We start from the raw sequence: 12,686 nt of genomic DNA, 5'->3' as shown, positions 1-12,686 counted from the left end.
TATATTTAAAATGCGCAGAAACAAGGTCTGCGGCCAAAGGTAAAGCTTACAGTCACACCTGTAAACACATACCAGTCATTATTATTTCTATTCCCAATACTTATCGTATTGTCATCTCCTACGGGTGCGCTTCCATCCAGATTATCTGTAAATGTATAGCGGGCACCACCTTCTAAAGCTATTACCATAGAGTTAAAAGCTACTTTATAGCCTAACACGATAGGTATTGCAAAGTCTAAAGCATTTCCATCTTGAGTAATGCCACTTACTCTAGAAATGTTTTCGTGATTAAATGCGGTTATACCAGAGTATAAATACGGTGCATTTGCATTACGATCTTTAAACATATCAAATTCCCAAAAGGTATACTCCAGTCCCAGTGAGACTTCTTGTAAACTATTTGTAAAAGATAATCCTCTACTTTGTCTTCTAGCTTCGTGACTATCTGCATCGTTTCCTTCTAGCTCTGTAAACAGCGCTGTAAACCTGAAGGAATGTCTTGAACTTCGGTTCCATTTTAAAATCGCTCCAAAAGCTGGTTTATTCGGTGCAATATAATTAGTTGACCCAATGTCGCTTACAACATTTGATCCGCCAATAAAGGCTCCTATTTCATAGGTTTGCCCTTGTGCTTCGATATTCCAAAAAATGGCGATTAAAACAATCGTCAGGTACTTCATATAGCCGTAAAAGTTTGCAAATATAACAATTCTGTGATGGTACTAGCAATAAGAGGTTATTAAGATGATTATGTGAGTGTTCGCTTTCGCGAAAGCGTCTTTAAACCCTATATGGCCAGTCCTAAAAGAAAACAGCCTTTGTGCATAATTATTGTCTAGTTCCTTTTATCTTCTCCCCAGAGTAGCTTGTGTCTAAGTGTTTTTAAAAAGCTATCTCCTTCTAAACGAATAAGACTTATCTCAAATGGTGCTTTTTGTAGTGTTATAATTGTTTCATTATCGACCGTAGCTATTCTTGAGTCAAGAGAGATAAGATGTTGATCTGCTCTACCAGACACGCTCAGCTCGATTATGGTATCATCTGGTATAACTAGTGGTCTTGCATTGAGATTATGAGGTGCTATGGGTGTGAGTATTATACTTGATGTTTGTGGTGTGATGACCGGCCCTCCACAACTTAGTGAGTAGCCTGTTGAGCCTGTGGGTGTAGCAACTATAAGGCCATCTGCCCAGTAATTAGTAAGATTCTCACCGTCTAACTTTGTCTTTACAGAAATCATAGAAGTGGTGTTTTTTCTGCTTACGGTAATCTCGTTAAGTGCAAAGTTGAGTTCTCCTATGGGGTCCTTTGGGTTGTTTGTAGTGACTTGTAGTAGGCTTCTTTTTGAGATGCTGTACTTGCCGGTGAGTATTTTTTCTATAGAGGCGGCAATATCATTTTTCTTGATAGTGGCAAGGAAACCTAGTCGACCTGTGTTTATACCTATTATAGGTATGTTGAGATCTCGTACATATGTAACAGTTTTTAGAATTGTACCGTCTCCACCTATGCTTACAAAAAGGTCGTAAGTGTTGTCTAGTTCTCTAAAGGTAGAAAAGTGATTGTAATCCTTCTCTATGGTGTCATTCTCGTGAATGAGTTTAAGAAAGTTTTTCTCTATAATAACTTCTATTTGCTTCTTGTCAAGAATGTCTAGAAGCTGCTGGATGTATTGTCCCGCTGCCTCGTGGTAGAACTGCCCGTATATACCTATTTTCATAGTTAATTATATGTTTAAGTATTTTTCTAGGTATTGTGATCGAGCTCGCAAGTCTGTAAGGAAAGTGTCTTCTTGATGACTTGATACTATTATGTAGCTGTATCTTCTAAAGGCTGCTAGTATATCGTTAAAGTTTGACCTTCCTATTTTAAGAGAAATCTCTGCTACATCATTTTCTATTTTTGAGATAAACATTCCCCATAGTTTACCATCATTAGACTCTACAATCTGGCTTATCTCGCTAAAAGAGTAGTCCTGCACTCCTTTTTCAATTACAACAACGCTACCAGGCTCATTTATAAATGGTGTGTTGTTAAAGAAATTCATCACATCTTCAAGTTCATAATATCCGAGGTACTGGTTGTTTTCTCCTAGTACAGGCATCAGGTTACAGCCATTTTGAGCAAAGGCTTCTAGCACATCTAGCCAGTTAGTCTCAAATCTCACAAAAAAATGCTCATAGCCGTGGCTATACTCACTTATGGGCGTATCTGCATCTAGGCAATGTGTGTCATTTTCTGGTAAAGAGCCTACATAAACGCCGTCTCGCTCTATAGGTACGTGAGAGTATGTGGTCTGAGTAAAAATAGATTGTACCTCGCCTATATTCTCTTTTTCTGAGACAGGCTTAATATCATTTATAATAGAATCTGTTAACGTCATAATGCAAAATAATGAAAAAATACCCGCCTAGCACTGGTGTCTTTGTATTTTTGTGATATCAAATAATATATGATTGCTATGACAAAATTAAGTGTAAATATTAATAAGGTAGCTACTTTGCGTAATGCTAGAGGAGGTAATGTGCCAGATTTATTAAAGGTGGCTAGCGACCTGGAAAATATGGGTGCTCAAGGAATAACCATACACCCTAGACCTGATGAGCGCCATATAAGATATCAAGATGCCCGTGATCTCGTAGATGTAGTAACTACAGAGTTTAATATAGAAGGTAATCCTATTCAAAAATTCATAGACCTCGTACTTGAGACAAAACCTACACAAGTAACCCTCGTGCCAGATGCTGTAGATGCAATTACGAGTAATGCAGGCTGGGATACAATAAAACATAAGGACTTTTTAAAAGAGGTTATAGCTGAGTTTCAAAATGCGGGAATACGTACTTCAATCTTTGTTGATCCTGTATTAGAAATGATAGAAGGAGCAAAAGAAACTGGTGCAGATAGAATAGAATTGTATACAGAAGCCTATGCAGACGGTTATACCGAAAACAAGGAGGAGGCCATAAAACCATATATCGCAGCAGCTTTTCTAGCCAGCGATCTTGGTATAGGTATTAATGCTGGGCACGATCTTTCCCTAGATAATGTAGAGTATTTTCATAACAGTATTCCTGACTTGCTAGAAGTTTCTATAGGCCACGCTCTTATGGCAGAGTCATTATATCTAGGTTTTGAGACGGTGATGTCTTCTTATCTTAAAAAATTACAATAAATGATTGTGCACTCTAATGTTATAGGAGAAGGCAAGCCACTGGTAATTTTACACGGGTTTTTAGGAATGGGTGATAACTGGAAAACGCTTGCAAAACAATTTGCGGCAGATGGTTATCAAGTACATCTTATAGATCAGCGCAATCACGGCCGTAGTTTTCATAGTGACGCTTTTAGTTATGAGTTGCTCGTAGAAGATCTTAAAGACTATTGTGTAGAAAATGGACTTGATAAGATACACTTATTAGGACACTCTATGGGAGGTAAAACAGCAATGCTCTTTGCGGTTACGTATCCAGCTATGGTAGATAAACTCATCATTGCAGATATAGGAGTTAAAGAATATCCCCAGCATCACCAGACTATTTTAGAAGGCCTCACGGCGCTTTCAAATAATAGCGAAGCAATGTCTAGTAGGTCTGGAGCAGATCAATTTCTAGCAAATTATATATCAGACTTAGGGACGAGAATGTTTTTACTTAAAAATCTTTATTGGGTAGAAAAAGGAGTTTTAGGTCTACGTATCAACCTAGCGGCTCTTATTCAAAATATAGAAGAAATAGGGAAGCCGTTACCGCTGGGCGCAACTTATAGCGATGCTACTTTATTCCTAAGAGGAGATAAATCTAATTACATCCTCGAGGAAGATAAAAATGGGATTTATAACGCTTTCGCGAAAGCGCAAATCAAGACAATTTCTAACGCTGGTCACTGGCTTCACGCAGAAAATCCTAAAGATTTTTATAAAGAAGTGATAAATTTTTTATAGTATTGTCAATCACAAAAAGCTATGTATGCATAGTAAATGTGTAAAAAAAGAATGTTTCCTTTATAAATAGCTTATTTTTGAAGGTACATTTTTACGAATAACACAATTCCCATAACCTAAATTAAATTATGAAAAAAGTATTGAGTGTCATTGTTCTGCTACTAGTTTGTGCAGTGACGTATGCCGGAGGTTACCGAGTGAGTCTACAAGGACAACGAGGTTTAGCAATGGGTCACACAGGTGTGGCTTATGTAAATAGTGCTGAGATAGCATTTTTTAACCCAGGTGGCCTTGTGCACCTAGAAAGTAAACTAAGTGTATCTGTAGGTGGATTTGGTGTTTTTTCTGATGTAAAGTATCAGAATACTGAGTTTGGAACATCTTCACAAACAGATAGTCCTACAGGAACACCACTATATCTATATGCAGCTTACAAGCTTAGTGAGAAGTCTTCTGTAGCGCTAGCAGTATATACTCCTTATGGTAGTACGGTAGAGTATCCAACAGATTGGTCTGGATCTCACTTAGTAAACAGTATTGAGTTGTCTGCTATTTTTATACAGCCTATATTTTCAACAAAGCTTACAGAAAACGTGAGTTTTGGAGGAGGACCTATACTAGCTATAGGTGGTGTTAACTTTAACCGTAATCTTACAAGAAGCTTAGCAGATACAGACGGTAACCGTTCTAACGTAGAGGTAGATGCTTCTGGAGTAAAAGGATATGGTTTTTCTGTAGGAGGTTATGCTAAGTTTAGCGATAAGTGGTCTTTTGGTGTAAACTATAGATCTAGAATTGATATCGAGGTAGAGCAAGGAGAGGGTACAGCAACATTCTCAAATGTTCCTAACTCACCACTTGCGCCTACTACAAATGGAGATTTTGACTTTACAGCAACACTACCATTACCAGCAGAGTGGACAGTAGGTGTAACTTACAAGCCTACAGATAAGTGGGTTCTTAATGCAGATGTAAACTATGCAGAGTGGGATATATATAACTCTCTTGACCTTAATTTCCTAAATGCAGATGGATCTGTAGCTCTAGAGTCTATTAACCCAAGAAATTACCAAAACGCTTGGACATTACGTCTAGGAGCAGAGTATGCAGTAAGTGATAAGTTTGCTTTAAGAGGTGGAGCTTATTTTGATGAGTCTCCTGTACAAGAAGGATTCTTCTCACCAGAAACTCCACGTAATGATTCTTTTGGTTTTACAGGAGGATTCTCTTATAACGTAACACAAAAACTAGCTATAGATGCTTCTTTCCTATACCTAACATTTAGAGAGGTTGATGCTTCTTATGATGCATATACAGAAAGTGGTGTTGAGGCTCCATTTGCAGGAACGTATAGATCAAGTGCATTTGCACCAGGATTAGGATTAACCTACAAATTATAAAATTACAGCAATGAAAAAATATTTTAATTATATCGCACTTCCTGCGCTTGCACTTGGCCTTGTTGCTTGTGAGCCAGAATTTGAAAATGAAATTGAGGACGGAACAGTGTACACAAGTGGAGAGGCAAACTTTTCTTCATACGTAGCTGTAGGTAACTCCCTTACTGCAGGTTTTGCAGATGGAGCACTTTATATAACTGGTCAAGAGAATTCATACCCTAACATTATGGCGCAACAGTTTGCGCTTGCAGGTGGAGGAGAATTTACACAGCCACTTGTAAATGATAACTTAGGAGGACTTACTCTAGGTGGAACTCAAATTACCAATAACCGTTTTGTACTAGCTACAGATGAAAATGGTAATCCAGGTCCAGCGTTACTAACAGGAACGCCTACAACAGATATTACAAATGTTGTAACAGGACCTTTTAACAATGTAGGTGTGCCAGGAGCAAAGAGTTTTCACCTTGTAGCGCCAGGTTATGGTAATGTAGCTGGAGTACCTACGGGACAAGCAAACCCATATTTTGCAAGATTTGCATCTGAGGCTAACGCGACAGTAATGGGAGACGCACTTGCGGCAAACCCATCATTTTTCTCACTATGGATAGGTAATAATGATATTTTATCTTTTGCTACTTCTGGTGGTGCTGGTGTAGACCAAACAGGTAATTTTGATCCTACTACGTACGGATCTAATGATATTACAGACCCTAACGTTTTTGCAAACGTTTATTCTCAAGAGGTAAGTCTTCTTGTAGCTTCTGGTGCGCAGGGAGCACTTGTAAATATTCCAGATGTAACATCTATACCTTTCTTTACAACGGTACCTTCACAAGCAATACCACTAGATGCAACTACGGCTGCTACACTTAATGCTGCATTTGCAGCATATAACACTCAAGTGTTACCAGGTCTAGCATCTTTTGGAATCATCACTGCAGATGAGGCTGCTGCTCGTCAAATTACATTTGCCGAAGGAGCAAACTTTATCACAATACAAGATGAAGACCTTACAGATATCTCTGCAATAGTACAAGGACCTCCTTTTAACTTGGACCCTATTACTGCGGGATTATTATCTCAATTACGCCAGACTACAAATGATGACTTAGTGCCACTTACTACAGCGGGAGTACTTGGAACTACAGATCAAGATTTCTTAAATCTATTAGTTTCTTTAGGAATCCCTGCAGAGCAGGCTGCACTACAGGCTATAAATGGTGTGTCACGTCCTTTACAAGACCAGTTTGTACTTACGTCACAAGAGCAAGAGCTTATCACGACAGCACAAACACAGTACAATGCTACTATACAGGCACTAGCACAATCTAATGACCTTGCTTTTGTAGATGCTCGTACAGCACTTCAAGTAGTTGCAAATGGTGGAGTTTCATTTAACGGTGGAGTTCTTACATCAGATTTTGTAACTGGAGGGGCTTTCTCTCTAGATGGTGTACACCCTACACCTAGAGGTTATGCATTTACTGCAAACGCTATTATAGATGCTATTAATGAGCAGTATGGTTCTACCATACCAGGAGTAGATATAGGATCTTACGGTACAGTAACACTTAGTAATGATGTAAACTAAGTTTTACAACACATACTATATAGTAAAAGCGCCTTTTTATAAAAGGCGCTTTTTTTATGCGTAAATTTATGCTTTCGCGAAAGCGTATTTAACCCTTAAAACAACCATTATGAATACTATTATTAAAATATTACTTACGGCGGTTGCTGTAGTAGTGCTCTCAAAGTTTTTGCCAGGAGTAGCCGTAGATGGTTTTGTGACGGCTATCATTGTTGCCGTAGTACTTGCGTTACTTAAATTTATAGTGAGGCCTATACTTGTGATACTTACCTTGCCAGTTACTATTGTGACATTTGGACTGTTTTTATTTATCATAAATGCCATTATCATATTAATAGCAGATTATTTTGTGGGAGGTTTTTCTGTAAGTGGCGTTTGGATAGCACTCCTCTTTAGTATTTTGCTCAGTATTTTTCAGAGTATATTATTCTCGCTACTTAAAGATGATAAGTAAGAGGACGTTAAGCACTTATTAAAAGATTGTTGGAGTTGTAAAAATATCGTATTTTTGCGCCCTCAAAATTACATTATAATGAATATTACAAAAGAGCAAATAGACGACCTAAACGCAGTAGTGAAGGTAGAAATCGTTAAGGATGACTATAACGAGAAGGTAGAGTCTATACTTAAGAACTATCGTAAAACAGCAAATATTCCTGGTTTTAGAAAAGGTCACGTACCTATGGGAATGGTGAAGAAGCAATACGGGATGGCTGTGCGTGTAGATGAGGTAAATAAAATACTTCAAGAAGCTCTAGGTAAGTTCTTACAAGAGGAGAAGCTTGATGTATTAGGTAATCCGCTTCCAAAAAATCAAGAAGATTTTAACTGGGATGCAGAAGATTATAACTTTGAGTTTGAGCTAGGAATGGCGCCTAAGTTTGATGTAAACCTTAAGCCTAAAAAAGCAATCACTAGCTATAAGATTAAGGTAGATGATAAAATGGTAGATAGTCAAGTAACTACTATTAGAAAACAATACGGGAAGTTAATCTCTCAAACTGAGGTTGCAAAAGACAGTGAAGTAACTGGAACATTTGCAAGTGAGAAAGCTGGTATAGATAACCAAGCTACTTTTGAGATAGAGCAACTTAAAGGGGAGAAAAATGTAGAGGCATTTGTAGGAGCAAAACCTGGAGATGTAATTACGGTTAAGACTAAAAGTCTTTTCTCAGAGCCTGGAACATACCAAGCAGCATTAAAAATCTCTGAAGACGAAGCAAAAGACCTGAATGCAGAAGTTGCTTTTACAGTAACAGAAACAAACAAGCGTGAGCAAGCAGATCTTGATCAAGAGCTTTTTGATAAGTTATTTGGAAAGGACGTTGTAAAATCTGCGACAGAGCTTAAAGATAAAATAAAAGAAGATGGTGAGCGCCAGTTTACACAACAGAGCGACCAGCAACTTATGAATGACGTTACAGAGCGTCTTATTGATGAAACTAAGTTTGACCTACCTTCAGACTTCTTAGCTAGATGGATTCAGTCTACGGGAGAAAAGCCTATGACAGAAGAAGAAGCAAAAGAAGAGTTTACACGCTCTGAAAAAGGTTTAAGATGGCAGCTTATAGAAGGTAAAGTCGTTACTGAAAACGAACTTCAAGTAACATTTGACGAGCTTAAAGATTATTCTAAAGATATGATCAAAGCACAAATGATGCAGTACGGGCAAATGAACCCAGAAGAAAAAGAGCTTGATGATATCGCAGCACGTATACTTGGTAATCAAGAAGAAGTAAAGCGTCTTTCTGAACAGCTTATGAATGTAAAAATGCTTACATTCTTTAAAGAAAATGTAAAACTTAAGGAGAAGGAAGTAACCTTTGACGAATTTGTTAAGGAAGTATACAATTAGAATACCTCCTAGATAATAAGTATCTTTAAAGCGTTTTACTAGACTAGGTAAAACGCTTTTTTATTAAAGAAAATATTGCTAGAATAGATATGGATTACGGAAAAGAATTTAAAAAATTTGCAATTAAAGATCAGGGTGTAAGCTCTAACTATTACGATAAAATCATAACGAGTATGCTTCCTCAGGGACTTACTCCTAACATTATAGAAGAGCGCCAGATGAATATCGCGATCTTTGACGTGTTCTCACGTTTAATGATGGATCGCATCATTTTCTTGGGTACTGGAATAAATGACCAGGTAGCAAACATTGTACAGGCACAACTACTGTTTTTAGAAAGTACAGATGCAAACAAGGACATTCAGATTTACATAAACTCACCAGGAGGAAGCGTGTATGCTGGCTTAGGTATTTATGATACAATGCAGTTTATAAAGCCAGATGTAGCTACTATTTGTACAGGTATGGCAGCCTCTATGGGAGCCGTGTTGTTATGTGCTGGAGAAAAAGGAAAACGTAGTGGTCTACCACATAGCCGTGTGATGATACACCAGCCTATGGGTGGAGCTCAAGGTCAAGCAAGTGATATAGAGATTACCGCAAAGGAAATCCTTACGCTCAAGAAGGAGCTGTACGATATCATTGCAAAGCATTCAGGTCAAGATTACGATAAAGTATATAACGATAGTGATCGTGATTACTGGATGAAGGCAGATAAAGCCCTTGAGTACGGTATGATAGACGAAATTTTGAAGAGAGACTAAAAAGGTTTACGCTTTCGCGAAAGCGTAATTCAAGTCAAAATAGTAAATAGAATGGCAAAGGAAGATTTAGAATGTTCATTTTGTGGCAGAAAAAAACCAGAGACTAACCTGCTTATTGCAGGGCTAGATGCACACATATGTGATAGATGTATCGAGCAGGCTCACGGTATTGTTATAGAAGAGTCTAAGGATGTAGCTACAAATGATCTTGAAGGAGAACTCAAGTTAAAGAAACCACAAGAGATAAAGTCGTTTCTAGATGAGTATGTGATAGGTCAAGAATTTACAAAGAGAGTAATGTCTGTAGCGGTTTATAATCACTACAAGAGATTGTTACAACCAGCTACAGATGATGATATAGAAATCCAGAAAAGTAACATCGTGATGGTGGGACAAACTGGTACTGGTAAGACGCTTATAGCAAAAACAGTTGCACGTATGCTTAACGTACCACTTGCTATAGTAGATGCAACGGTTCTTACAGAGGCTGGTTATGTAGGTGAAGATGTAGAGAGTATCTTAACTCGATTATTACAAGCAGCAGACTATAATCTAGAGAAAGCTCAACGCGGTATTGTATTTATAGATGAGATAGATAAAATTGCTCGTAAGAGTGATAACCCATCTATTACACGTGATGTAAGTGGTGAAGGTGTGCAGCAAGCGTTATTAAAGTTACTAGAAGGGACGGTTGTAAACGTACCGCCTAAGGGAGGGCGTAAGCACCCAGACCAGAAGTTTATAGAAGTAAATACTGAGCATATCTTATTTATAGCTGGTGGAGCTTTTGACGGTATAGAGCGTCATATCTCAAAGCGTCTTAATATGCAAGCTATGGGATTTGTGGCAAGTAAAAGTGATGAGGCCCTAGAAAAAGATAATATGCTCAAGTATATTATACCTAAAGATCTAAAAGACTTTGGCCTTATACCAGAAATTATAGGTAGACTCCCTGTATTAACTCATATGAACCCTCTTGATGCAGGGACGCTTAGAGCAATCCTTACAGAGCCTAAAAATGCGATTATAAAGCAATATAAGAAGCTTTTTGCGATGGATGATATAGAGTTTAGCATTACAGATGATGCGCTAGATTATCTTGTTGATAAGGCTATAGAATATAAACTAGGAGCTAGAGGGCTACGTAGCTTATGTGAAGCTATCTTAACAGATGCAATGTTTGATTTGCCTAGCTCAGATGAGAAGTCACTTAATGTGACTAAAACATATGCAGAGGGTAAACTTAATAAGTCTACGCTTAAGAAGCTTAAAGCTGCTTCATAGTTGTAAAAGACATAATAGATTGTATTAAAAAGAAGCATCCGGACAAGGATGCTTCTTTTTTGTTTTAAATGTACCAAGTAAACATAAAAAAACAGCTATCGGTCCCCCAACTGATAGCTGTTTTACAATCATTACATCACGTAGTGATTGCTATTTTAATTATGTACTAGAGAGTTACTCATTTGAAATAACTACAAACTCGATGCGTCTGTTAAGTTCATTTTCTTGAGGAGTACAAGATGTACAGTTTATGAGTAATTGTTCTTCTCCAAAACCTTGAGACTGTAACCTATCTTTTGAAATTCCTTTGCTTAATAGATAATTCATCGCCGAGGCGGCTCTTCGCATAGACAGTCTCTTATTGTAGCTTGCGCTACCTTGTGCGTCTGTATGGGCATTAATAGCAATTTTAATAGATGGATTTGCCTTAAGGGTAGCAACCACAGTATTAAGAGTGATTGTTGAAACTTCTTTAATTCTATCACTATCAAGGTCAAACAGAATATTATCTATTTTTAGTATCGTTTTTTCTGCTGTTTTTACAATAGGGGCTGGTGTGGCTCCAAGTATGAGATTTTTGACGAATATTTTATCCTCTTGAGCCGCTGTATTAAATGTCTCTCGAGTAGTTTCAAATCCATCTTTGTAAGCAATAACCGTATAGTTTACAAACCCCTCTACAGGAAAGTTATAACTGCCATCTGGATTAGAACGTAAACTTGCTACTTCTTCACCATAATCATCAAGTAGGGCAACAGTAGCGTTTGCCAGTGCAATCTCTGTCTCTGCGTCTATCACTTTTCCTGCAACGCTAAGTGCTAGTATAGATTCTTCTATTTTATAAATATCATAACCTCCATTACCCCCATCTCTATTTGAGGTCATATAACCTATGTTCTCATTTGCCTGTATAAATGCAACTTCATCCTTTGGAGAGTTAATGGTGCTTCCTAAGTTTCTTGTAGAAACAAAACCAAGCTTAGATTTTCTTGACCTAAATATGTCATAACCACCTTGGCTATCGTGTCCTTTTGAAGAGAAGTAAAGGTACTTGCCATCAAGAGACGTTTGCGGAAACTTCTCATCAAGAACCGTGTTTACACTACCCTCAATCCTCTCTGCTTTTCCTATAAGTTCATTGTCTTTTACTGCAATTCTAAAAATGTCAAAACCTCCTATAGCTTCTGGTTTATTTGATGAGAAGTAAAGCCATTCACCACTTCTGCTCAAATGAGGATTTTCAACAGAGTAGTCTCCATTTACAGATAGTGCTGTGATGTTTATCCACTCGCCTTCACGCTCTGGGTTCATCTCTGCACGATAGAGTTCAAAGCTTTGTGTGTGATCTTCTTTACTTTGTGTAAAATATAAGGTATTGCCGTCTTGAGAAAAGGCAAGTGTGCCTAGGTTGTCATTCCGATTTAAAATAGACGAGAATAATAAGGGTCTTTTTAAGTCATAATCATAGGTGATGTCTGAGCAATATAACTTAGTATACGGTTCTTTTGATATGGGGTCTTTTTTTGCAAGGCCACCTATTTTACGAGCAGAAAAAGAAATAAATTTCTCTCTAAAGAAGCCTATGCCGTAGTCAGAATATTTTGAGTTTATACCTGTATTAAAGGTTTTAAACTTGAAGCCATTATCTCCATAAAATGGCTTCTCTTTGGTAGTGTAATTTTCCGTATTATTTGCAAGAGCAGCATAGGTTAATTGGTCTTGACCTAGTGCTGTAAATGTGCAAAGCAATAAAGCTGTAATTGTAAAATAAGATAGGGTTATTTTCATCTTCTTAATTATGATTCTGGGGAATCGCATTGCCCTAAATTAAGAGTGATCTAGTTAA

At 37.6% G+C, this 12,686-nt stretch carries 12 protein-coding genes; 8 read left to right on the top strand and 4 right to left on the bottom strand.

Annotated elements, in window-relative coordinates:
- Window positions 1-5: 5 nt before the first annotated feature.
- The 3 genes from Q0948_RS04090 to Q0948_RS04080 all read right to left on the bottom strand — a co-directional run bounded on the left by Q0948_RS04090 (window position 6) and on the right by Q0948_RS04080 (window position 2,383).
- Window positions 6-680, bottom strand: a complete 675-nt coding sequence (locus Q0948_RS04090; RefSeq protein ID WP_298348919.1) for a DUF6089 family protein — start codon at window positions 678-680, stop codon at window positions 6-8.
- 155 nt (window positions 681-835) lie between these two features.
- Complete coding sequence (locus tag Q0948_RS04085) at window positions 836-1,720, bottom strand: NAD kinase (RefSeq protein WP_298348915.1); 885 nt, start codon at window positions 1,718-1,720, stop codon at window positions 836-838.
- A gap of 6 nt (window positions 1,721-1,726) precedes the next feature.
- Window positions 1,727-2,383, bottom strand: coding sequence for a CBS domain-containing protein (locus tag Q0948_RS04080; protein WP_298348912.1), 657 nt, complete (start codon window positions 2,381-2,383; stop codon window positions 1,727-1,729).
- Window positions 2,384-2,461: 78 nt separating this feature from the next.
- On the opposite strand from Q0948_RS04080, the gene Q0948_RS04075 reads away from it, so the two are divergent.
- The 8 genes from Q0948_RS04075 to clpX all read left to right on the top strand — a co-directional run bounded on the left by Q0948_RS04075 (window position 2,462) and on the right by clpX (window position 10,840).
- A complete protein-coding gene (locus Q0948_RS04075) occupies window positions 2,462-3,175 on the top strand; it encodes a pyridoxine 5'-phosphate synthase (RefSeq protein WP_298348909.1) in 714 nt (237 codons plus the stop codon).
- Entirely contained in the window at window positions 3,176-3,943 is a 768-nt protein-coding gene (locus tag Q0948_RS04070; protein WP_298348907.1) for an alpha/beta fold hydrolase, read from the top strand.
- 128 nt (window positions 3,944-4,071) lie between these two features.
- Complete coding sequence (locus tag Q0948_RS04065) at window positions 4,072-5,343, top strand: outer membrane protein transport protein (protein ID WP_298348905.1); 1,272 nt, start codon at window positions 4,072-4,074, stop codon at window positions 5,341-5,343.
- Window positions 5,344-5,353: 10 nt separating this feature from the next.
- Complete coding sequence (locus Q0948_RS04060) at window positions 5,354-6,937, top strand: SGNH/GDSL hydrolase family protein (protein WP_298348903.1); 1,584 nt, start codon at window positions 5,354-5,356, stop codon at window positions 6,935-6,937.
- A gap of 109 nt (window positions 6,938-7,046) precedes the next feature.
- Window positions 7,047-7,391, top strand: coding sequence for a phage holin family protein (locus Q0948_RS04055; RefSeq protein WP_035325773.1), 345 nt, complete (start codon window positions 7,047-7,049; stop codon window positions 7,389-7,391).
- Window positions 7,392-7,469: 78 nt separating this feature from the next.
- Window positions 7,470-8,792: a trigger factor gene (gene tig / locus Q0948_RS04050; protein WP_298348900.1), complete on the top strand. Its 1,323-nt coding sequence runs from the start codon at window positions 7,470-7,472 to the stop codon at window positions 8,790-8,792.
- A gap of 89 nt (window positions 8,793-8,881) precedes the next feature.
- Window positions 8,882-9,556 carry an ATP-dependent Clp endopeptidase proteolytic subunit ClpP gene (gene clpP / locus Q0948_RS04045; protein ID WP_035325770.1) on the top strand — a complete coding sequence of 225 codons (675 nt, stop codon included), beginning with the start codon at window positions 8,882-8,884 and terminating at the stop codon, window positions 9,554-9,556.
- A 51-nt stretch (window positions 9,557-9,607) separates the two neighbouring features.
- Entirely contained in the window at window positions 9,608-10,840 is a 1,233-nt protein-coding gene (gene clpX, locus Q0948_RS04040) for an ATP-dependent Clp protease ATP-binding subunit ClpX (RefSeq protein ID WP_035325769.1), read from the top strand.
- A 174-nt stretch (window positions 10,841-11,014) separates the two neighbouring features.
- Here the strand turns inward: clpX and Q0948_RS04035 are convergent, their stop codons facing one another.
- Window positions 11,015-12,628 (bottom strand): OmpA family protein, encoded by a 1,614-nt coding sequence (locus Q0948_RS04035; protein ID WP_298348888.1) that lies wholly within the window; start codon window positions 12,626-12,628, stop codon window positions 11,015-11,017.
- Window positions 12,629-12,686: the final 58 nt, after the last annotated feature.

The organism is uncultured Dokdonia sp. (assembly GCF_947496725.1).
In the GTDB taxonomy this organism is placed as follows: Bacteria; Bacteroidota; Bacteroidia; order Flavobacteriales; family Flavobacteriaceae; genus Dokdonia.
Note: the sequence above shows the minus strand (reverse complement) of the source record. Positions and strands in the feature narration are given on the sequence as shown.

What these genes read in the sequence shown, in the direction of transcription:
- Q0948_RS04090 (WP_298348919.1), bottom strand. Translation starts at nt 680, where the DNA reads ATGAAGTACCTGACGATTGTTTTAATCGCCATTTTTTGGAATATCGAA.
- Q0948_RS04085 (WP_298348915.1), bottom strand. Translation starts at nt 1,720, where the DNA reads ATGAAAATAGGTATATACGGGCAGTTCTACCACGAGGCAGCGGGACAA.
- Q0948_RS04080 (WP_298348912.1), bottom strand. Translation starts at nt 2,383, where the DNA reads ATGACGTTAACAGATTCTATTATAAATGATATTAAGCCTGTCTCAGAA.
- Q0948_RS04075 (WP_298348909.1), top strand. Translation starts at nt 2,462, where the DNA reads ATGACAAAATTAAGTGTAAATATTAATAAGGTAGCTACTTTGCGTAAT.
- Q0948_RS04070 (WP_298348907.1), top strand. Translation starts at nt 3,176, where the DNA reads ATGATTGTGCACTCTAATGTTATAGGAGAAGGCAAGCCACTGGTAATT.
- Q0948_RS04065 (WP_298348905.1), top strand. Translation starts at nt 4,072, where the DNA reads ATGAAAAAAGTATTGAGTGTCATTGTTCTGCTACTAGTTTGTGCAGTG.
- Q0948_RS04060 (WP_298348903.1), top strand. Translation starts at nt 5,354, where the DNA reads ATGAAAAAATATTTTAATTATATCGCACTTCCTGCGCTTGCACTTGGC.
- Q0948_RS04055 (WP_035325773.1), top strand. Translation starts at nt 7,047, where the DNA reads ATGAATACTATTATTAAAATATTACTTACGGCGGTTGCTGTAGTAGTG.
- tig (WP_298348900.1), top strand. Translation starts at nt 7,470, where the DNA reads ATGAATATTACAAAAGAGCAAATAGACGACCTAAACGCAGTAGTGAAG.
- clpP (WP_035325770.1), top strand. Translation starts at nt 8,882, where the DNA reads ATGGATTACGGAAAAGAATTTAAAAAATTTGCAATTAAAGATCAGGGT.
- clpX (WP_035325769.1), top strand. Translation starts at nt 9,608, where the DNA reads ATGGCAAAGGAAGATTTAGAATGTTCATTTTGTGGCAGAAAAAAACCA.
- Q0948_RS04035 (WP_298348888.1), bottom strand. Translation starts at nt 12,628, where the DNA reads ATGAAAATAACCCTATCTTATTTTACAATTACAGCTTTATTGCTTTGC.